Source organism: Spirabiliibacterium mucosae, assembly GCF_014884965.1.
In the GTDB taxonomy this organism is placed as follows: Bacteria; Pseudomonadota; Gammaproteobacteria; order Enterobacterales; family Pasteurellaceae; genus Spirabiliibacterium; species Spirabiliibacterium mucosae.
In genome coordinates this window covers 1-20,685 of sequence record NZ_JABTBO010000012.1, presented here as the reverse complement: position 1 = coordinate 20,685, position 20,685 = coordinate 1, and the positions used below count along the sequence as shown (strand labels likewise).

The window sequence follows — 20,685 nt, the reverse complement described above, 5'->3', positions numbered from 1 at the left end:
CACGCCATTGTTGGCCTTATGCGCAATAATTTTTCAGCGCATTTTGCTTGAAATAGACTTTGTCTTCCCAGCGCAATAACGTCATGTAATTGCCCCACACGCAGCCGGTATCCAACGCATAAATACCCTGTGGTGTCGTAAAGCCCACCAAGCTTGCCCAGTGGCCAAACACAATCGGGCGGGTTTGATAGAGCGGGTTGTCGAGCGCAAACCACGCCACCAGTTCATCGGGGGCTTGGTCGAGCGGCAATTTACACGCCATATCTAAGCGATGGTCGCGATAACAAAAGCGCATGCGAGTGTAGGCGTTGAGAATGTAGCGCCAGCGTTCAAGGCCTTGCAGATCTTCATGCCAGCGATCAGGCGTGTCGGCGTACATATTTTCAAGCAACGTGCGGTAATCATCACTTTGTAGCTCCGCCTCCACTTCACGGGCGCACGCGCGCGCAGTCGGCAAATCCCAATCCGGGCTGATGCCCGCGTGGCAGAGCAAAAAGCCAAATTCGTCGTGCTCGCGCAGCAGCGGCTGGGCACGCAGCCAGTCCATCAGCTCGGCAAAATCGGGGGCGTTGAAAATGGCCTCGACTTTGTCTTTCGGTTTGATTATTTTAATCCCAAGTGCTGTTGACAGCAAATGCACGTCGTGATTGCCCAGCACCGTTTTGCCCGCCTCGCCTAAGCTTTTGACAAAGCGCAAGCACTCAAGGGATTTATCACCTCGGGCAACAAGGTCACCCACCAGCCATAAGGTATCGCAGGCGGGGTCAAACCGCACTTTGTCTAAAAGGCGCGCGAGTTCGTCATAGCAGCCTTGCAAATCACCGACGAGATAGGTTGCCATCAGCCCTCCTGCGGTGGATTATCCGCCAAAAAGTTGGCCAAGCGGACAAAATCGGCCACGCTTACGTTTTCCGCCCGTGCGTTGTCGTCAATCCCAAGGCCGGCGAGCTGCTCGGCGCTGAGCAATTGGCCAAGCGCATTGCGCAAGGTTTTGCGCCGTTGGCCAAACGCAGCAGCGCACACGCGGTTGAGCCACGCAGTGTCTTTTGCCACCACCGGCAAAGTGCGGTGCGGGATCAGCCGCACCACGGCGGAGTCCACTTTGGGCGCGGGTTTGAAGGCACTCGGCGGCACCTCAAGCACAGGGATGACTTGGCAGTAATACTGCGCCATCACGCTCAGCCGGCCGTAGGCCTTGCTGTTAGGTGCCGCAGCCAGGCGTTTGACCACCTCTTTTTGCAGCATAAAGTGCATATCCGCAATCGCATCCGTGAAGCTGAACAGATGGAACATTAACGGAGTAGAAATATTATAAGGCAGATTACCAAATACCCGCAGCGGCGCGCCAAGTTGTTGGCAAAGTGCGGTGAAATCCACCTGCATGGCATCTTGCTCAATCACGTTGAGCTTTTGGTTCAAAAATGGGTGATGGCGCAAGCGGTGCGCCAAATCGCGGTCGAGCTCAATCACGGTGAGTTTGTCGGTTTGCTCGCACACCGGCTCTGTCAGCGCGCCAAGGCCGGGGCCAATTTCCACCAACGCTTGGCCAGACTTGGGCGCAATGGCGGCCACAATGTTGCCAATCACATGGCTGTCGTGTAAAAAGTTTTGCCCAAAGCGCTTGCGCGCGGTGTGGCCTAAATGGGTTTTTCCGTTCATATGCTTATTTTCAAATAAATAAAATCCCGACCAAGCGGGATTTTATTGGCTGTTGTGATTAAGGTTTCATTATCTTGATGTCGGCATTTTTGCGCAGCGCTTTGACCCAGTCGTTGGCGGCTTGCTGCGCTTGGCGGTTGATCAAGTTTTCATAGGCTTTTTGCTGGTAGTATTGCTCGGTGCGATCGCCTTTGCGGGTGTCGGTCACCTTCAAAATGTGCCAGCCAAATTCGGTTTTAAACGGCGCGGTGATAACGCCTTGCTTGCTTGACCGCACTTTTTGGGCAAACTCTTTCACATAACTTTCTGGGAAGGCAAAGCCCAAATCGCCGCCTTTGTAGCCTGAGAGGTAATCTTTCGAGTTTTGTTTGGCGGCGTCTTCAAAGCTGATTTTTTTTGCCAAAATGTCGCTGCGCAATTGGGTGAGCTGCGCTTTGGCTTTGGCGTCGGTCAAAATTGGGTTAGTTTTGAGCAAAATGTGGCTCACGCGGTATTCGGTGGCGGTGGCTTTGTGCAATTGGCCTTTGCTTTTGGCCTCGTTTTGCATTTTTTTGCCCAGTGCCAGCACTTGCTCGCGGTCGACGTCAATGCTTTTGCCAATGCTGTGTTGGCGCACTTGCCCCATTAGTAATTGGTGGCGAATTTGGTTACGAAATTGCTGATAATTAATGCCTTGGTAGTCCATCGCATCCAGCAATTGGCCCCATGTTAGGCCGTTTTGGTCGGCGATGCTTTGCAGCACGCGGTCAACATCACCACTGCTGATCCTCACCCCCGAGTCTTTAATCGCCTTTTGCACCAAAATATCATCAATCACATCATCGAGTGCTTTGGCGCGGTTGGCGGCAGTGTTGGCACGCTTGCCAAGGGCGGCTTTCACTTGGCTGGATAAAATGGGGTGGCCATCTACAGTGGCGACCACGGTTTCAGCCGCCAGCAGCGGTTGTGCAACTAATAATGCACCTAAAAGTGCGGTTAACGCGATTAACTTATTTTTCATTTTGGTTAAATTCATCTATTCACTCTCTTATTACGATACATTATTAGAACCCAATTTAGCCAAAAAATTCCCTCTCAAGGCAATTATGGCGTTTGATTGCGGATTTAATCGCCAATGGTCATTCTAAAACATTCTGCCCGCGCTGTCATCTGGTGCTATTCGCTGGCATAGCCCGCCGCGCCGAGCACCTTGCCGTCAAGCACCGCGCTGTTGTTGTGTTGCACAAGCCGGCCTTGGGCAAACCAGCTAATCACCAGCGGGTAGATTTGCCGCTCTTGCTGCTTCACGCGCTGGGCAACCTCATCGGCGCTATCATGTGGGAAAATCGGCACTTTGGCCTGCAAAATCACAGGCCCACCGTCGAGGGATTCATCGACAAAATGCACGCTGGTGCCGTGCTCGGTTTCGCCTGCGTCAATCGCGCGCTGATGGGTGTTCAAGCCTTTGAATTTCGGCAGCAGTGACGGGTGAATATTCAAAATCCGCCCAGCAAACGCTTGCGTAAAGTGCACGGAAAGCACACGCATAAAACCCGCCAGCACCACCAGTTCGACCTTGGCGGCGTTGAGCTGCACAATCAAGGCGTCTTCAAATGCCACTTTGCTGGCGTACTGCGCACGTGCAATCACGGCGGTGGCAATGCCTGCCGCTTGCGCGCGTTCAAGCCCTAACGTATCGGCGCGATCGCTTATCACACAAGCAATGTGGGCGTGCAGGTGACCGCACTTTTGTGCGTCGATAATCGCCTGCAGCGTTTCGCCCTTGCCCGAGAGCAATACCGCCGTGCGCATTAGGCAATCACCACCTGCGGTGCGTCTTCGCTGCGTTGGGCAATTTCGCCAATCAACCAGGCACGCTCGCCGGCTTGTTGTAACAATGCAAGTGCGGTTTCCACGTCTTTTTCAGGCAGTGCCACCACCATGCCCACGCCGCAGTTAAAGGTGCGGTACATTTCATGGCGCTCGATATTGCCCTCGCGTTGCAGCCAGTCAAACACTTCGCCCCACTGCCAGCTGCTCTCGTCGATCACCGCTTGCACATGGGCAGGCAGCACGCGCGGGATGTTCTCCCAAAAGCCGCCGCCGGTTAAATGCGCAATGGCGTGCACGTCAACGCGTTTGATCAATTGCAAAATGGATTTAACATAAATTTTGGTCGGTGCCAGCAAGTGCTCGGCGAGGGTTTTCTCACCAAGTTTGTCTTGGGTTGGATTGGCGCCGCTGCGCTCAAGCACTTTGCGGATTAGAGAATAGCCGTTTGAGTGCGGGCCGCTGGAGGCCAGTGCGATGAGTTTGTCGCCTACGCGCACGCGCGACGGCTCAATAATCTCGCTTTTTTCCACCACGCCAACACAAAAGCCGGCCAAATCGTAATCGCCTTTATGATACATGCCTGGCATTTCTGCGGTTTCACCGCCGACTAACGCGCAGCCCGATTGCACGCAGCCATCGGCAATGCCTTTGACCACATCGGCGGCCACATCCACCTCAAGCTTGCCGGTGGCGTAATAATCGAGGAAAAAGAGCGGTTGCGCACCTTGCACCACCAAGTCGTTGACGCACATCGCGACCAAATCCACCCCAATGGTGTCGTGTTTGTGGCAGTCAATGGCCAAACGCAGCTTGGTGCCCACCCCGTCGGTGCCAGAGACCAAAATCGGCTCTTTGTATTCCGCAGGGATAGCACACAGCGCGCCAAAGCCGCCCAAGCCGCCCATCACCTCAGGGCGACGGGTGCGTTTCACATCGGCTTTAATGCGCTCAACCAAGTCATTGCCCGCGTTGATATCCACGCCGGCATCTTTGTAACTTAATGTTTCTTTTTCCACGACAATTTCCTGTTGTAACCAAACCTTAGGGCTCTTGTGAGTGCAAGAGAGTCTGACAAATTGTATCAGCTAGTCAAAATTTAAGCGATAAAAATCACACAATTTTGCGCAAATTCTCACGCAAATCCTAAAGGTTGAATGGCGCTTGCCAATAACGCAAAATCCACACAAAAAAGCTATTAATTGCCCTGTCAATGTTTTAAAATTGCTCGGATAACTTTTAAGGAGTGCAATATGAAACTAGTGCAAGTCAATCATCCTTTGATTAAACACAAACTCGGCTTAATGCGCGCGGGGGATATCAATACCAAAGATTTCCGCGATTTGGCCACCGAAGTGGGCAGCTTGCTGACCTATGAGGCGACCGCCGATTTAGAAACCGAAACCATCATCATCGACGGTTGGAATGGCCCGGTGGAGGTGGAGCGCATCAAGGGGAAAAAGGTCACTGTGGTGCCAATTTTGCGCGCAGGGCTTGGCATGATGGACGGCGTGTTGGAGCATATCCCCAGCGCGCGCATTAGTGTTGTGGGCATGTATCGTAACGAAGAAACCCTCGAGCCTGTACCGTATTTCCAAAAACTGGCCGGCGACCTTGAAGAGCGCATGGCAATTGTGGTTGACCCAATGCTGGCCACCGGCGGCTCGATGGTGGCAACCATCAATTTGCTCAAAGAAAAAGGCTGCAAACACATTAAAGTATTGGTGCTAGTGGCCGCGCCGGAAGGCATCAAAGCCCTTGAGCAAGCGCACGGCGATGTGGAGCTTTACACCGCCTCGATTGACGATCACTTAAACGAACACGGCTACATCATCCCAGGCTTAGGCGATGCGGGTGATAAAATCTTCGGGACAAAATAATGAACACGCAAGCCCTGCCAGAACCGGCGCAGCACCCAATCAAGCAAGCCTTTGTGGGCTTGCAAATGTTGTTTGTGGCCTTTGGCGCCTTGGTGTTGGTGCCGTTGATTGTTGGCCTCGACAGCAATACCGCACTTTTAACCGCCGGCGTCGGCACACTGCTCTTCCAACTGTGTACCCGCCGACAAGTGCCGATTTTCCTCGCGTCCTCTTTTGCGTTCATCGCGCCTATGCAATACGGCATCGCCACCTGGGGGCTGTCGGTCACCATGGGTGGCTTGATGTGCGCAGGCCTGGTGTACGTCGCCTTGAGCTTTTTGGTGAAGCTTAAAGGTGCGGAGATTTTGCAACGCATCTTCCCACCGGTGGTGGTTGGGCCCATTATCATCATCATCGGCATGGGCTTGGCGCCGCTGGCAGTGAACATGGCGATGGGCCGCGGCGGCGACGGCGCGCAACTCTTCCCCTATGAGCAAGCGATTGTGATTTCGATGGTGACCTTGATCACCACCTTGGTGGTGGCGGTGTTTGCCAAAGGCTTGATGCGCTTGATTCCGATTATGTTCGGCATTGTGGTGGGCTATTGCACCGCTCTTTTCTATGGCTTGATTGATTTCCAAAGCGTGGCTAACGCGCCGTGGTTCAGCCTGCCAACGTTCACCACGCCATCGTTTAAACTTGAGGCAATTTTCTACCTGTTGCCAATCGCCATTGCGCCAGCCATCGAGCACGTCGGCGGGATTATGGCGATAAGCTCAGTCACAGGCAAAGACTTCCTGCGCACGCCGGGGCTGCACCGCACTTTGCTTGGTGACGGGATTGCCACCTCAACTGCGGCGTTTTTAGGCGGCCCGCCAAACACCACCTATGCCGAGGTGACAGGTGCGGTGATGCTGACACGCAACTTCAATCCGAAAATCATGACATGGGCAGCGTGCTGGGCGATTGCCATTTCGTTTTGTGGCAAAGTCGGCGCGTTGCTGGCGACCATTCCAACCGTGGTGATGGGCGGCATTATGATGCTGGTGTTCGGCTCGATTGCCGTGGTGGGCATGAGCACGCTGATTAAAGCGCAAGTGAATGTCTCTGAGCCGCGCAACTTGTGTATTATCTCGGTGGTGTTGACCTTTGGCATCGGCGGCATGATGGTTAATGTGGGCGAAGTGTCGCTCAAAGGCATCAGCTTGTGCGCTATCATCGCGGTGGTGATGCACTTGATTTTGCCGAAAGAAAAACCGCAAAGTGCGGTCTAAAATAGGCTGAGCATGCGTCAAATCCCGCTGCCGATTCACACGCTGGATGAAAACACATTTGATAATTTCAATGGCGAGAACAACCCCTTGCTTCTCGCCAGTTTGCACGCGCATCTTGCACAAGCCCGACCGCACTTTTATTTTATCTTCGGCCAGCCCAGCACGGGCAAAAGCCACCTGCTCAAAGCCTGCTGTGATGAGGTCACTCAAAACGGCGGCGCGGCGAGCTTTCTGCCACTGAAATCCCTCGCGCAATTTTCGCCCGATTTGCTCAACAACCTTGAACTGCACGATCTCGTCTGCTTGGATGACTTACACGCCATCGCCGGCAATGCGCACTGGGAGCGCGCGATATTTGATTTATACAACCGCATCAACGAGCGCGCGCAAGGTGAGCTGATCATCAGCGCCAATGCGCCGATTAGCGAGCTGGCCCTTAATTTGCCCGATCTCCGCTCGCGCCTGATTTGGGGCGAGGTGTATCAGCTCAAGCCGCTGTCAGAAGCGCAAAAAATGCACGTGTTGCAGCGCCGTGCCTTTGCTCGCGGTTTGATCCTCAACGACGACGCCGCGCAATTTTTACTCAAGCGTCACGCACGCGATCTCAAAAGCCTGTTCCGCACTCTCGATAAGCTCGAGCGCGCCACGCTGGAGGCGCAAAAGGGGCATTTGACCATCCCCTTTTTGAAAGACAAACTGGCGTTATAAAATCGCCAGCACGTTTTCAGGCGGGCGGCCGATGCGCGCTTTGTCGCCACAGATCACAATCGGGCGCTCAAGCAGCTGCGGGTTGTCCACCAACGCTTGCAGCAATTGCGCTTGGCTGGCCTCGCCGAGATGCAAAGTGCGGTAGAGCTCATCTTTGGTGCGCATCATCTCGCGCAAATCGCTCACGCCCAATTTTTCAGCAATCGCGCGGATGTCTTCAGCGCTGTATTGCTGCGCTTGATAAAGCTCCACTTCAGGCTGCACGCCGTTTTCTTCTAACAACGCCAAGGTGGCACGGCTTTTGGAACAGCGGGGATTGTGTAAAATTTTCACGCTCATCGTCTTTCTCCTATTGATTTTTCTCTCAAAATAGATTTAATCTGTCACTAAGTCAATATGTTATTCACCACGCAGTTTACACAAGGACACCCCATGCTGGACATGTTTCAAAAATGGTACAAACGACGCTTTAGCGACCCACAAGCCATGGGGCTTTTTGCCATTTTGTTATTCGGCTTTCTGGCGATTTATTTTTTCAGCGACATCATCGCACCACTGTTGATTGCTTTGGTGTTTGCCTACTTGCTTGAAACGCCGATTGATTTCATCGCCCAGCGGCTGCGCCTGCCGCGCATTGTAGCGATTAGCATCACGCTGTTGTTGTTTATCGCGCTGACCATTTTTGTTTTTATCGTGATATTGCCACGGCTGTGGAACCAAACGGTATCCATGATGCAAGACTTGCCCGAGATGATAAACCAGCTCCACGCTTGGGTGCTGACACTGCCGGAGAATTACCCCGCGCTGGTGGACTACCAAATGCTTGATTCCATCATCTCCACCGTACGCACCAAGATTTTAACCATGGGCGAGTCGGCGCTGAAATACTCCATCTCCTCTTTGGTGAGCCTGGTGACCATCGGGATTTATGCCTTTTTGGTGCCGCTGATGGTGTTTTTCTTAATCAAAGACAAAGAGCAGCTCATCAATGGCGCGATGCGCTTTTTGCCACGCAACCGCACTTTAGCCTCGCAAGTTTGGCGTGAAATGCAAGGGCAAATCTCGAAATACATCCGCGGCAAATTGGTTGAAATTGTGGTGATTGGCTGCGTCACTTATGTGCTACTGCTGAGCTTCGGCCTGCGCTACCCGCTGCTGCTCTCAGTCGGCGTGGGCTTGTCGGTGTTGATCCCTTACGTTGGCGCGGTGCTCATCACCATCCCCATCGTGCTGATTGCTGCCGCCCAATTTGGCCTCACCTCCACCTTTGGCTACTTGGTCGCCGGCCACATTCTTATCCAAATTCTCGACGGCAACTTGCTCGTGCCGTTGCTGTTTAGTGAGGCGGTGAACCTTCACCCTCTCATTATCATCCTCGCCGTGCTCGTCTTCGGCGGGTTATGGGGCCTTTGGGGCATCTTCTTCGCCATCCCGTTGGCAACCTTGGTCAAAGCCGTCCTCAACGCCTGGCCATCAAACGAAGAACCTGAAGACCCTATTGTATAAAGTGCGGTTGAATATCAAGGGTAATATGCAATGAAAATCAAATATGGAGTGATTCTCAAAGAGCGATAAGTTATCCACTTATCCTAGGAGAATCACATGAGTCGCAGCTACAAGAAAACGCCGATTAATGGCCATACTTGCTTTGAAAGTGAAAAACAAGACAAGCGCCGAGCCAATCGTAAATTCAGACGCGCAACACGCTACTGCCTTCGACTTGGGAAAACACCGCCATTTTCTCTCCGTCAAGTCAGCAATATTTACGACTTCGCGAAAGATGGCAAAAGCTATTTTTGCAAAGCCAGATGGCCAGAACTCATGCGGAAATGATAAAAGGGCATTTTGCCCTTTTTTAATATCTGTTTACGCCTGTTGCAGGTAGTCGAGGACGATGCGGGCGTGGTCTTTGGTTTTGAATTTTTCAAACACGTGGGCGATGGTGCCGCTTTCGTCGATCAAAAAGCTGATGCGGTGGATGCCATCAAAGGTTTTGCCCATGAATTTCTTCTCGCCCCACACGCCGTAGGCCTCTGCGACTTTGTGGTCAGGATCTGAAAGCAAAGTGAAATTGAGCTGATTTTTCTCCTCAAAGCGGGCGAGTTTGTCTGGGCTGTCGGGGCTGATGCCGAGCACGGTTAAACCGCACTTTTCAAGCTCGGATTGGCTGTCGCGCAAGTCGCAGGCTTGGGTGGTGCAGCCTGGGGTGAGGGCGCGCGGATAGAAATAGACCAGCACTTTTTGGCCTTTAAATTGGCTTAAACTGATGGCTTGATTGCGTTGATCAAGCAAGCTGAACTTCGGTCCTCGGGTGTGCCTTGGCTAAGTGGCGTTGGCATAATGCCTCCTTTGTTTGATAATCACAAACTAGATTGTAAAGTTCGGTGGCTTTTTTTGCAAAAAAAAGCGCGAGATCATAAAAAAGCACTTGCAAACTGTGCCAAATTTGGCAAGCTAATCATATTAGGCCTAGGAATAATAAAAATATACAGGAGAATCGTTATGTCGGCACAACAACCGTTATTTTCTGGCAGCATTGTCGCCCTTGTCACCCCGATGACAGAGGCTGGCGACGTCAACTACGAAGAGCTTGAAGCGTTGGTGAATTTTCACGTTGATGCAGGCACCAGCGCGATTGTCTCCGTGGGCACCACCGGTGAGTCCGCCACCCTGAGCATTGAAGAAAATGTGAAAGCCATTTTAAAAACCGTTGAATTTGCCAAAGGGCGCATTCCTATTATCGCAGGCACTGGCGCGAACGCCACCAGCGAGGCCATCACCATGACCAAACTGCTCCACGGCAGCGGCGTGGCAGCGTGTTTGTCGGTTGTGCCGTATTACAACAAACCAACTCAAGAAGGGATGTATCAACACTACAAAGCCATTGCAGAAAGCACCGACATCCCGCAAATTCTCTACAACGTGCCAAGCCGCACCGGCAGCGACATCAAGCCTGAAACCGTGGCCCGCTTGGCGAAAGTGAAAAACATCGTCGGCATCAAAGAGGCCACCGGCGAAGTCGAACGCGTGAAATTAATTAAACAGCTCGCTGGCGACGATTTCTTGATCTTCAGCGGGGATGATGCCACCGCACTTGATGCCATGCGCGATGGTGCAGAAGGCGTGATTTCAGTCACCAGCAACGTGGCGCCGGCGGAGATGGCCAAAATGTGCGCCCACGCGCTGGCAGGTGAGTTTGAGCAAGCGGAAGAAATCAACCAAGTGCTGATGCCGCTGCACAAAAACTTGTTTGTGGAATCCAACCCAATCCCTGTGAAATGGGCCTGCCACCGTTTGGGGCTGATTAGCAACTTGCATATCCGCCTGCCGCTGACTGTGCTCAGTGAAGAGGCGCAGCCAGCCGTGATTGAGGCCTTGCAGCACGCGGGCTTGGTTCGCTAATTGCTAAAGTATAAAAAGTAAAAAAGCACCTTCGGGTGCTTTTTTATTGCGCGAGTAACGCCTGCGGGTGGTAGAGATCAAAGCGGTGATTTTTGGTTTTCAACTCCCCTTGCGGCGTGATGTTGGCCAGATGTGGCGCGCCGCTGGGGCGTTTGACCACCACACGCTTGCGCGCTAAAACCGCACTTTGCGCTAATAATTGATCGGCGTCGAGATCGGCGCCCACCAGCGTTTGAAACACGCGCATCTCTTTTTTCACTAACGCTGTTTTTTGCCGATGCGGGAACATTGGGTCAAGATAAACCACATCAGCGGGTTCAACGGTGAGAGCTGGCAGCGAGCCCAACGGCAAGAGCTGCATCCGCTCGCGCATCCACCCGCCGATGGTCTCATCAATATACGCACGCGCTAGGCCGTCTTGCAACAGGGCATAAACCACGGGGTTGCGCTCGGCCAACCGCACTTTGCAGCCAATGGCAGCCAGCACAAAGGCATCACGCCCAAGGCCGGCGGTGGCATCAATCACGCTGGGGAGATAGGATTGCTTCACGCCCACGGCTTTGGCCACGGCCTCACCGCGCCCGCCACCAAATTGCCGGCGGTGCGCCAGTGTGCCTTGGGTGAAATCGACCCATACCGCACCGAGCTTAGGCTCGTCAAGCTTGCGCAGCTCAATGTGATTTGAGGTTTGCACCAGCGCCAATGGGCTATTGGGGTGATGTTTTAGGCCTAACAAAGCACAAGTGCGGTCAAACTCGGCTTGCTTGAGCGCACTTTCACACACCAGTTTAATCACGCTGCACCAGCCACACGCCTGTTTCGATATGATCGGTATACGGGAATTGGTCAAACAGCGCCGCTTGCGCAATGCGATGGGTTTGGCACAGCGTTTTGAGGTTCTCAACCAAGGTGTGTGGGTTGCAGGAAATATACAAAATCTGCGGGTAGTGAGAAACCATCTCGAGCGTCGCGTCATCCAGCCCCGCCCGCGGTGGGTCAACCAGCACGGTGTGGCAGCGGTAATCGCGCAAATCCACCCCTTGCAGGCGGTTGAAGGTGCGCTCGCCGTTTAAGGCTTGCGTGACCTCTTGGGCCGACATGCGGATAATGCGCACGTTGTCGATGCCATTGGCTTGCAAATTATGCTGGGCGGCGTGCACCGAGGATTTGGCAATTTCAGTCGCTAGCACGCGCTCAAAATTGCCCGCCAGCGCGATGGAAAAGTTGCCATTGCCGCAATAGAGCTCAAGCAAATCGCCCTGCTCGCCTTGCGTGCAGTGCTGGGCCCATTGCAACATGTGAATATTCATCGCCGCATTAGGCTGCGTGAAGCTGTTTTCGATTTGGCGATAATGCAGCGCGCGGCCGTTGACGGTGAGCGTTTCATCCACCCAATCGTGGTCAAGGCAGATTTTTTGCTTGCGCGCCCGGCCGATGAGCTGCACCTCAAACCCTTGGGCTTGCAACCGCACTTTGAGCTCACGCGCAGCACGCACCCACTCATCACTTAACGGTTTGTGATAAAGCAAGCTCACGGCAATCTGCCCGCTGAGCGTGCTGAGGTAATCAATTTGAAACAGCTTGCGGCGTAAAACATCCTCAGCTTTCAACTCAGGCAAAAGTGCGGTCATCATCGCGTTGATGAGCTGGCTAGCCACAGGGAAGCTGTCCACACGGTAGCGCTCGCCACGTTCGGCGTCAAACATCACATGATAGAGCTCATCGCCCTCATGCCAGATGCGAAACTCCGCGCGCATGCGAAAGTGCTGCGTAGGCGAGGCAAATACGGCCAGTTCAGGCGCGTTAAACGGCGCGAGCAACGCTTGCAGGCGTTCGCGTTTGGCGTGCAAAAGGGTTGGGTAGTCCTGCGTTGGGAGGTGTGGCATAAGCAATCCAAAAAAGCAAAAGGCGCACACAGCGCCTTGGATTATTCGGTGAAGTCGTCACCCGCGCTGTCGGCAGCCGCCAGCCCAGAGAGGGTGTAGACGCGTTTGACGCTGTTGATGCGGGAGGTGTATTTCACCCAGGTTTTTTCAAAAAAGGTTTCCGGCTCGCGCTCTTTTTTGCACACCGCGACAAACTGTTTTTCTTCTTTAGTTTTCGGTTTGCGGTTGCCCAATTGCAGTTCAATAAAGGCTTGGCCGTATTTTTCTAAGGTTTCAGATTCACGGATGGTGTAGTCACCATGGCGTGAAAAGCCGCGTGGGTAATTTTTGTCGTCAAAAAAGCGGCGGGTTACACTAAAGCTCTCTGCCATAATTTGTCCTCATAGATACATTTTTCGCTTGCATTAAAGCAAGCTTGAAAAATAAGTCAACCTTTTTTTCCAATTTTCGTGATTTTACGCCAAAGTGCGGTCTAAAAGCTGCCAGCTGCCATCGGGCTTAATCGCCAAATGCTGTTCGTGCAATGCCTTCAAGGTTGAGCGATGCCCCACGCTGACCACAGTGGCGTGCGGCAGTTCACTTTTCAGCAGGCGATACATCGCATCTTCAAGCCCTTCGTCCATGCTGGCGCTGGCCTCATCGAGATAGATAATCTGCGGGCGGTGCAACAATGCGCGGGCAAAGGCCAAGCGCTGCTGCTCACCAAGGGAGAGCACCTGCGTCCATTCGTTGTCTTCAAGCAATTTGCCGCACAAATGCCCTAGTTGCACGCGCGTTAAAAGTGCGGTTTCAAGGGCATAATCTACCTGATCAGGCGCGCTGTTGGGGTAATGCAGCGCATCGAGCAGCCGCCCTTGCGGCAAATAGGGTTTTTGCGACAAAAAGAGCGCATCGGCCGGCGCGTGAATATCCCCTTTGGCAAAGGCCCATAAGCCTGCCAGCGAGCGCAACAAGGTGGTTTTGCCCACCCCCGACGGGCCTTGAATCAACAGCCACGCACCTTGCGGCAAATCAAGCGTCAGGCGCTCAATCAGCGGCTTTTGCGCGGGGGTGTAAACGCTGAGATTGTTGATCACCAGCTGCTCGCGATCGGTTTTGATCTCAGGCATCTCAAGATTTTCGGCGCTTTGCATCGCATCACTAAAGCCGGTTAAGCGATCGAGCGTGGCTTTGTAGGCCGCAAAGGTGTCATAAGAGTTGCGGAAAAACGACAAACTTGAGTGCAGCTGGCCGAACACTTGGCCAGTTTGCATCAAATCGCCTAGGGAAATTTGCTTTTGGAAAAAGCGCCCGGCTTGAATCAAAAACGGGAACACCACCGAGGCCTGCCCCACCACAAGGTTGAAGCCCGAGAACTTGAGGGTTCGAAACACAATGTGCCACACGTTTTCAATCACCGCGTTAAACTGGTGTGTCAGCAGGCGTTTTTCACTGTGCTCCCCGCGATAAAACGCGATGCTTTCAGCGTATTCTTTCACGCGGATTAAGGAATAACGGAAGTTGGCGTTGAGCTTTTCATTCAAGAAGTTGAGCTTGATCAACGGCCGCCCGAGTTTGAACGCCAGCACCGAGGTGACGAGCACATAAAGATAGGTTAAAAACACCATCGCGTGCGAGATTTCCACCCCGCCGAGGGTCAGCGGGCCGGAGAGCCCCCAGAGCAAAATGGTGAAGGCAATGATGGAGTTGACCGCGCTGACAAGCCCGGTTGAAAAGCTCAAGCTGGTGGTGACAAACGATTGCACATCTTGCTGGATACGCTGGTCGGGGTTGTCCAAAATGCCGTGGCTGTAATAAGTTTTGTAATAAGTGCGGTTGTTCAGCCAGCGAGAGACAAAGCGGTGGTTGAGGTCAGTGCGCCAGTTGATGATAAAGCGCTGAGAGAGATAATAATTCACCAGCCCCAACACCACATTAATGGTGGCCAAAATGGCAAACACCGCCATCATGCGCCAAAACAGCTCAGCGTCGTAATCTTGCAGCGAGCCATACATTTTGTTATACCAATTCGACACCACCACGCTTAGGCGCACGTCCAGCAGCGTGAGCAGCAAAATGCTACCAAACAGTACCATGGCTGAAAAATGTGTTTTCGGGTTGAGGTAGTGCGCGCCAATGCGCCAAAACTGCCGCCCCCAGCCGGTGAAGCGCACCAGCAACACGCCAAGCAAGAGCAAAAACACCACGCTGCCGGCGAACGCCTTTAGCACCCAAAAAGAGGAATCCAATAATTCAGTTTGCCAATTCATACATCATCTCAAAAATGCCACCGCGTGGCTCATCCATGCCCTATTTTTACACAAAAATTTGAATTTTCTTTAAAAATTTGGGCTAGGCCAAATTTTGTTTTCTAAGACAGGTATAATCCCTCTCAGTTCACTTTTATTGAAAATTTAGGAGCACTTATGAGCGATATTGCAATCACCATAAGCCTCATCTCCTTAGTGGCCGTGATCGGGCTGTGGCTCGGGCATTTTAAAATTAAGGGGATTGGCATCGGGATCGGCGGCGTACTGTTTGGGGGGATTTTGGTGGGGCACTTCACCTATCAATACGATCTCAAACTTGAGCCGCACACCCTTTATTTTATCCAAGAATTTGGCTTGATTTTGTTTGTTTACACCATCGGGATTCAAGTCGGCCCCGGCTTTTTCGCCTCACTGCGCCAATCAGGCTTGAAGCTCAACCTCTTTGCCATGATGATTGTGCTGCTCGGCGCGCTGTTGGTGGTGATTTTACACCTTGCCTTTGGCATTGAGCTGCCGATTATTCTCGGCATTTTCTCAGGCGCGGTCACCAACACGCCATCGCTCGGTGCTGGCCAGCAAATTTTAGGCGAACTGGGCATGACCAACATCACCGAAACCATGGGTATGGCCTATGCGATTGCCTACCCGTTCGGGATTTGCGGCATTTTGCTCGCCATTTGGCTGATTCGTGCCTTTTTCAAAATCAAAATTGAGCACGAGCATGAGCAATTTGAAAAAGAATCTGGCCACGACAAAGAAAGCCTAAGCAGCCTCAATGTCAAAATCTCCAACCCGAACATCAACGGCTTGCGCATTCGTGATATTCCAGGCTTTGAGGCGCGCAATGTGGTGTGCTCACGGCTTAAGCGCAACGACGAGCTGATTGTGCCCCACGCCGACACCGAAGTGGCGCTGGGCGATATTATGCACCTCGTGGGCGACAAGCCTGACCTCTACCGCTTGCAGCTTGTTATCGGTGAGGTGGTGCAAACCTCACTCACCACCCGCGGCACCGACTTGCGCTCCGTGCGCGTGGTGGTCACCAACGAGCAAGCGCTGGGCAAAAAAATTCGCGATCTCAAATTCAAGCAAAAATACGAAGTGGTAATCTCCCGTCTTAACCGTGCGGGGATCGAACTGGTGCCGACTAGCAACACCAGCTTGCAATTTGGTGACGTACTCAACCTCGTCGGCCGGCTGGACGCCATTGAAGCGGTGATTGCCGTGATCGGCAACGTGCAGCAAAAACTGCAACAAGTGCAAATGCTGCCCGTGTTTATCGGGATTTTGCTCGGCGTGCTGGTCGGCTCCATCCCGATTATGCTGCCAGGCTTCCCTGTCCCGCTGAAACTCGGGCTGGCTGGCGGCCCGCTGGTGGTGGCGCTCATTCTCGCGCGCATCGGCAGCCTCGGCAAACTTTACTGGTTCATGCCACCGAGTGCCAACCTCGCCCTGCGCGAAATCGGCATCGTGCTGTTCCTCTCCATTGTTGGGCTCAAAGCCGGCGCCCACTTTGTTGATACCTTAGTCAGCGGCAGCGGCCTTGAATGGATGGCCTACGGCGCCATCATCACCTTTGTGCCGCTGCTCGTCACCGGCCTTATCGCACGCATTTACGGCAAAATGAACTACCTCACCTTAAGCGGCCTGCTCGCCGGCTCCATGACAGACCCACCGGCGCTGGCCTTTGCCAACGCCATCAAAGAAGAAAGCGGCGCCGCGGCACTGTCTTACGCCACCGTCTACCCACTGGTGATGTTCATGCGCATCATCTCCCCGCAAGTGCTCGCCATCGTGTTAGTCCTCTTCACCTAACCGACCGCACTTTGCTAAAAACCGCACTTTTAAAGTGCGGTTTTAATTAAGTTAATAAAAAAGCCGCACATCTTGAGCGGCTTCTTTTCATATTATTGCCCGTAATAGGCATTTGCACCATGTTTTCTTAGATAGTGTTTATCTAATAACTCCTGCTGCATAGATTGTAAATTAGGCCGTAACTGGCGAGCAAAAAGATTCATATAGGCAATTTCTTCCAACACCACGGCGTTATGCACAGCATTGTGTGGATCGCTACCCCAAACAAACGGCCCATGTGAGTGCACCAAAGCAGCTGGAACATCATTTGGGTTGATCCCACGTGTAGCAAAGGTTTCAACAATCACTTTGCCTGTTTCCAACTCATAATCACCCGCAATTTCTTGTGCTGTCATTAGGCGCGTGCAGGGTATTGCGCCATAAAAATAATCCGCATGAGTTGTGCCCGTTGCAATAATATCTTCACCCGACTGAGACCAAATAGTGGCATGACGAGAGTGTGTGTGAACAATCCCACCAATATCAGGAAAATTACGATACAGCTCAAGGTGTGTTGGCGTATCTGAAGATGGTTTTTTATCCCCTTCAACCAACGCACCAGTATGAAGATCAACCACAACCATATCTTCTGCAGTCATCACATCATACTCAACACCTGATGGTTTAATTACTACTAAACCTTTTTCTCTATCAATGCCGCTCACATTTCCCCATGTGAATGTGACTAAATGGTGTTTAGGAAGCGCCAAGTTCGCCTCAAGAACCTCATGTTTCAATTGTGTTAACATTGAAAACCTCCTTGCACCATTTGTGACTCAATCCATTTTCTGGCGTTAATAATTTCAACAATAGGGTCTTGAGCTTTTTCCGTCCACATCTCAATAAGAAAAGCACCACGATAATTTAATCGTGCTAACGTTTCAAAGCACTTCACAAAGTCAACACAACCTTGACCAAAAGGGACATCTCTAAATTGCCCTGCGCATTCTTGGGTGACTTTGTAGGTATCTTTCAAATGGATAGCCGAAATTTTATCAATGCCTAACTCTAGCTCAGAAACCACATCATCATTCCATGCTGATAAGTTGCCTAGATCGGGATACACTGTAAACCAAGGAGATTGCAGTATTTGATCGTATTTTTTCCACCGCGAAATAGAACTCATAAACTTCGTATCCATGATTTCAACGGCCAATGTCACTTGATTGCTAGCAGCCAATTGTACAGCCCACTCTAAACCTTCTTGAAAACGTGCGATTGTGCCTTCATCTTGCTCTTCATAGTAGACATCGTAACCCGCTAACTGAATCGTTCTAATGCCAAGATCTACTGCAAGCTCAATGGCTTTTTGCATAAGGTCGCATGCTTGTTTTCTTATTTGACTGTCGTGACTACCAAATGGGAAGCGGCGATGCGCTGACAAACACATTGATGGAATGGTAATTCCAGAATCTAAAACGGCTTTAACAATGTCCAGTCGTTCCGACTTGCTCCAATTTAAACGTGATAAACGTTCGTCAGTTTCATCAATAGACATTTCCACAAAATCAAAACCGCAACATTTTGCGATTGCAAGCCTTTCCCGCCAACTGATTTCTTTAGGTAAGGCTTTCTCATAAATACCAATTTTATGGTTTCTCATTCTATCTCTCCTAAATATATTAGGCTAAGATAATATTCAAACCTCGTGCTTTTAAGGTGGAAATAATGTCAGGATCGGCTTCTTTGCCTGTCACTAAGGTATCAATACGACTTAACTCAGTGAATATCATCCCAACTTCCTTCCCTAATTTTTGACTATCAAGCAGAACAATCAAGCGCCCAACTTTATCAAGCATTTTTTGCTCTGAATTTGCAATCAGCATGTCGGTTTTATAAAGTCCCTTAGCCGAAATTCCTCGTCCGCTTGTAAACATAATATTGGCAGAGTACCCACAATCAACGCCAACGCCTAAAGACAGCGTAATAGCCTGATTTTTATTGTATTGACCTCCCATAATGACAACATCATTATGGTCATGTTCAATCAACAAATTGGCTAACGGCAAATAATTGGTGATGATTTGCACAGGACTGCCACACAAGCTTTGTCCTAACATCATCATGGTGGAGCCACAGGTCAAAAATACGCTTTCGCCTCGTTGACACAAATTGGCTGCCACTCTCGCAATTCTCTCTTTTTCAGAAAAATTATTGATTTGATTAACATTACTGCTTAAATAATTGCGGTGATTAGAAATGCTTTCTTTAGCAACAGATTGAGCTCCATTGCGCACTTTCTGCAACAACCCTAATTTATCTAACATCGTAATGTCACGTCGCGCCGTTGCTGGCGAAACATCAAGAAGATGAATAATCTCTTCCGTCGATAATATTTCCCGTTCATTGAGAATATTGAGTAATTTCTCATGACGATATTGCTTGTTCATAATGACTTCTCCGTAAAACTAACCATGTATGAACAAAATAACACCACTTTGTAAAAATACAAAGCGGTGTGTAAAGGTTAAAGTATTGACTTAAACGGAACATTAGGCTCTTGCTCAAAGCAATCATCAAAGCCACGCGGATAGTGATACTCTGTTAATGCTTTATCTTGAGGATAGACGTATTTACCCCCAACTTGCCAAATGAACGGTTTGAATTGATACTGAAGTCTATCTTTACGCATATTGTAAAGCGCTAAAATCTCATTCGTATCCGCTTGGAAATTTGTCCAAATATCATGATGCACAGGAATGACCACTTTTGTACGCAAGCACTCAGCCATACGCAACAAATCAATAGACGTCATCTTATCTTGAATACCTAGCGGGTTTTCACCATAGCTACCCAAAGCAACATCAATCTCATAGTCTTTACCGTGTTTAGCGTAATAGATTGAATAGTGAGAATCACCGGAATGATAGATATTGCCACCAGGTGTTTTGATAAGATAGTTAACTGCCTTGAGCCCCATCTCTTCATCACTTGGGCAAATGCCATTTAATTCGCCGCCATTTTCTTCAGCACCTCGTGCAGGTAGGGTAACTAAGCAAGTGCGGTCAAAAGAATCCAGCGCAATCAATTCAAGATCCTTAATTTTAACGCTGTCTCCAGGTTTTACGACTACACAACGATCTTGTGGCACCCCCCACTTCGTCCACATATCCACACAATATTGTGGGCCGATGAATTTAACATGGTTAAGCTCAGGGTTATTGATAACTGCAGCAGCTACATTCACATCAATGTGATCGTTGTGATAGTGTGTTGCCACAATGGCATCGACTTGATTAATTGCAAATGGGTCTAACACACTGACTGAATTTCTCAAGTTTGGCTGTAATTTACGCACACCCGCCATGTTAGCCATTTGGTGGCCGCGTACCATGTCTTTAACCTTTTTCGTAGCTTTACCACGACCACACCAAAGATCAATACAGAGATTCGCATTTCCTGGCGTTTTGACCCACAAGCCCACACAACCCAGCCACCACATAGCAACATTGCCTTGAGGAACTTGTTCAAGTTCAATCTCTTCATTCAGCCAAGTACCCCACTCTGGAAAGGTTGATAAAATCCAGCTCTCACGGGTAATTTCATTCACTTTTGCCATAAATAACGCTCCTTAAAAAGCACAAAAAATCACATATCACTCAAAAGCAATCATATATAATCATTTTTTCTTTTGCAAGCACTAATGTGATTTTTGATAAATTCTTTTATTTATCCTTTTAATACAACAGATTAAATTAAGATCCTGAAAATTACGCAATAAATATTTTGTGATTAAAATCACAAATAATCAAAAAACTTCAAAACAACTCATTTTTTGCTGTTATGATGTGTTGGACGCTAAATGTGGGGCTAATCTCTGAGCTCATACTGATGGCTAACCATCAACATTCATATTGACAACTTACAGAGGTTTGTTATGGATATTTAAATTCGCTATACGAACTGTTCCTTGGGTTCAATGCCCAGGTTCTATCAAAGGCGCCGCTTCTTCTTGGTATTGTGGCGTGTCTTGGTTACATTTTGT

21 protein-coding genes and 1 pseudogene are annotated in these 20,685 nt (G+C 50.6%); 7 read left to right on the top strand and 15 right to left on the bottom strand.

Going from position 1 to position 20,685, the window contains the following annotated elements; genetic code table 11:
* Window positions 1–16: 16 nt before the first annotated feature.
* From apaH to purM, 5 genes are all read right to left on the bottom strand, one after another.
* Complete coding sequence (gene apaH, locus HPC37_RS05940) at window positions 17–841, bottom strand: bis(5'-nucleosyl)-tetraphosphatase (symmetrical) ApaH (RefSeq protein ID WP_208122261.1); 825 nt, start codon at window positions 839–841, stop codon at window positions 17–19.
* On the bottom strand, window positions 841–1,659 hold the full coding sequence (gene rsmA, locus HPC37_RS05935) for a 16S rRNA (adenine(1518)-N(6)/adenine(1519)-N(6))-dimethyltransferase RsmA (RefSeq protein WP_208122260.1): 819 nt from the start codon (window positions 1,657–1,659) through the stop codon (window positions 841–843). Before rsmA ends, apaH begins: the two co-directional genes overlap by 1 nt.
* Window positions 1,660–1,717: 58 nt before the next feature.
* The gene (locus HPC37_RS05930; protein WP_235961482.1) at window positions 1,718–2,674 is read right to left on the bottom strand and encodes a peptidylprolyl isomerase; all 957 of its coding nucleotides are present in this window, start codon (window positions 2,672–2,674) and stop codon (window positions 1,718–1,720) included.
* A 140-nt stretch (window positions 2,675–2,814) separates the two neighbouring features.
* Window positions 2,815–3,450: a phosphoribosylglycinamide formyltransferase gene (gene purN, locus HPC37_RS05925; RefSeq protein ID WP_208122259.1), complete on the bottom strand. Its 636-nt coding sequence runs from the start codon at window positions 3,448–3,450 to the stop codon at window positions 2,815–2,817.
* Window positions 3,450–4,487: a phosphoribosylformylglycinamidine cyclo-ligase gene (gene purM, locus HPC37_RS05920; RefSeq protein ID WP_208122258.1), complete on the bottom strand. Its 1,038-nt coding sequence runs from the start codon at window positions 4,485–4,487 to the stop codon at window positions 3,450–3,452. Before purM ends, purN begins: the two co-directional genes overlap by 1 nt.
* Before the next feature lie 234 nt (window positions 4,488–4,721).
* On the opposite strand from purM, the gene upp reads away from it, so the two are divergent.
* From upp to hda, 3 genes are read left to right on the top strand one after another with little or no spacing between them, the layout of a single operon-like run.
* Entirely contained in the window at window positions 4,722–5,348 is a 627-nt protein-coding gene (gene upp / locus HPC37_RS05915; RefSeq protein WP_208122257.1) for a uracil phosphoribosyltransferase, read from the top strand.
* Entirely contained in the window at window positions 5,348–6,601 is a 1,254-nt protein-coding gene (locus tag HPC37_RS05910; RefSeq protein ID WP_208122256.1) for a uracil-xanthine permease family protein, read from the top strand. The genes upp and HPC37_RS05910 overlap by 1 nt, the downstream gene beginning before the upstream one ends.
* 12 nt (window positions 6,602–6,613) lie before the next feature.
* Window positions 6,614–7,309 carry a DnaA regulatory inactivator Hda gene (gene hda, locus HPC37_RS05905; protein ID WP_208122255.1) on the top strand — a complete coding sequence of 232 codons (696 nt, stop codon included), beginning with the start codon at window positions 6,614–6,616 and terminating at the stop codon, window positions 7,307–7,309.
* On the opposite strand, the gene arsC is transcribed toward hda, so the two are convergent.
* Entirely contained in the window at window positions 7,304–7,648 is a 345-nt protein-coding gene (arsC, locus tag HPC37_RS05900) for an arsenate reductase (glutaredoxin) (RefSeq protein ID WP_208122254.1), read from the bottom strand. The two genes, hda and arsC, sit on opposite strands and share 6 nt — an antisense overlap.
* Window positions 7,649–7,741: 93 nt before the next feature.
* Between arsC and HPC37_RS05895 the strand changes: the two genes are divergently transcribed.
* Together HPC37_RS05895 and HPC37_RS05890 are read left to right on the top strand one after the other, a co-directional pair.
* The gene (locus HPC37_RS05895) at window positions 7,742–8,815 is read left to right on the top strand and encodes an AI-2E family transporter (protein ID WP_208122253.1); all 1,074 of its coding nucleotides are present in this window, start codon (window positions 7,742–7,744) and stop codon (window positions 8,813–8,815) included.
* A gap of 96 nt (window positions 8,816–8,911) precedes the next feature.
* A complete protein-coding gene (locus tag HPC37_RS05890) occupies window positions 8,912–9,142 on the top strand; it encodes a hypothetical protein (protein ID WP_208122252.1) in 231 nt (76 codons plus the stop codon).
* A gap of 33 nt (window positions 9,143–9,175) precedes the next feature.
* Here the strand turns inward: HPC37_RS05890 and bcp are convergent.
* Window positions 9,176–9,622: pseudogene (gene bcp, locus HPC37_RS05885) on the bottom strand (thioredoxin-dependent thiol peroxidase); the annotation flags it as partial.
* Window positions 9,623–9,811: 189 nt separating this feature from the next.
* Here bcp and dapA point away from each other — a divergent pair.
* Window positions 9,812–10,711, top strand: coding sequence for a 4-hydroxy-tetrahydrodipicolinate synthase (gene dapA, locus HPC37_RS05880; protein ID WP_208122250.1), 900 nt, complete (start codon window positions 9,812–9,814; stop codon window positions 10,709–10,711).
* A 43-nt stretch (window positions 10,712–10,754) separates the two neighbouring features.
* Here the strand turns inward: dapA and HPC37_RS05875 are convergent, their stop codons facing one another.
* From HPC37_RS05875 to HPC37_RS05860, 4 genes are all read right to left on the bottom strand, one after another.
* Entirely contained in the window at window positions 10,755–11,507 is a 753-nt protein-coding gene (locus HPC37_RS05875; protein ID WP_208122249.1) for a class I SAM-dependent methyltransferase, read from the bottom strand.
* A complete protein-coding gene (trmA, locus tag HPC37_RS05870) occupies window positions 11,500–12,597 on the bottom strand; it encodes a tRNA (uridine(54)-C5)-methyltransferase TrmA (protein ID WP_208122248.1) in 1,098 nt (365 codons plus the stop codon). The genes HPC37_RS05875 and trmA overlap by 8 nt, the downstream gene beginning before the upstream one ends.
* A gap of 41 nt (window positions 12,598–12,638) precedes the next feature.
* A complete protein-coding gene (locus HPC37_RS05865; protein WP_208119828.1) occupies window positions 12,639–12,968 on the bottom strand; it encodes a MaoP family protein in 330 nt (109 codons plus the stop codon).
* 84 nt (window positions 12,969–13,052) lie between these two features.
* Window positions 13,053–14,846 carry an ABC transporter ATP-binding protein/permease gene (locus tag HPC37_RS05860; RefSeq protein ID WP_208122247.1) on the bottom strand — a complete coding sequence of 598 codons (1,794 nt, stop codon included), beginning with the start codon at window positions 14,844–14,846 and terminating at the stop codon, window positions 13,053–13,055.
* A gap of 156 nt (window positions 14,847–15,002) precedes the next feature.
* Between HPC37_RS05860 and HPC37_RS05855 the strand changes: the two genes are divergently transcribed.
* Window positions 15,003–16,661, top strand: coding sequence for a putative transporter (locus HPC37_RS05855; protein ID WP_208122246.1), 1,659 nt, complete (start codon window positions 15,003–15,005; stop codon window positions 16,659–16,661).
* Window positions 16,662–16,753: 92 nt separating this feature from the next.
* On the opposite strand, the gene araD is transcribed toward HPC37_RS05855, so the two are convergent.
* The 4 genes from araD to ulaG form a co-directional block, all read right to left on the bottom strand.
* Window positions 16,754–17,449, bottom strand: a complete 696-nt coding sequence (araD, locus tag HPC37_RS05850) for an L-ribulose-5-phosphate 4-epimerase (RefSeq protein WP_208122245.1) — start codon at window positions 17,447–17,449, stop codon at window positions 16,754–16,756.
* Window positions 17,443–18,303, bottom strand: coding sequence for an L-ribulose-5-phosphate 3-epimerase (locus tag HPC37_RS05845; protein WP_208122244.1), 861 nt, complete (start codon window positions 18,301–18,303; stop codon window positions 17,443–17,445). The genes araD and HPC37_RS05845 overlap by 7 nt, the downstream gene beginning before the upstream one ends.
* Before the next feature lie 19 nt (window positions 18,304–18,322).
* Window positions 18,323–19,090 (bottom strand): HTH-type transcriptional regulator UlaR, encoded by a 768-nt coding sequence (gene ulaR / locus HPC37_RS05840; protein WP_208122243.1) that lies wholly within the window; start codon window positions 19,088–19,090, stop codon window positions 18,323–18,325.
* Between the two features lie 77 nt (window positions 19,091–19,167).
* Window positions 19,168–20,259 carry an L-ascorbate 6-phosphate lactonase gene (gene ulaG, locus HPC37_RS05835; protein WP_208122242.1) on the bottom strand — a complete coding sequence of 364 codons (1,092 nt, stop codon included), beginning with the start codon at window positions 20,257–20,259 and terminating at the stop codon, window positions 19,168–19,170.
* Between the last annotated feature and the right edge of the window lie 426 nt (window positions 20,260–20,685).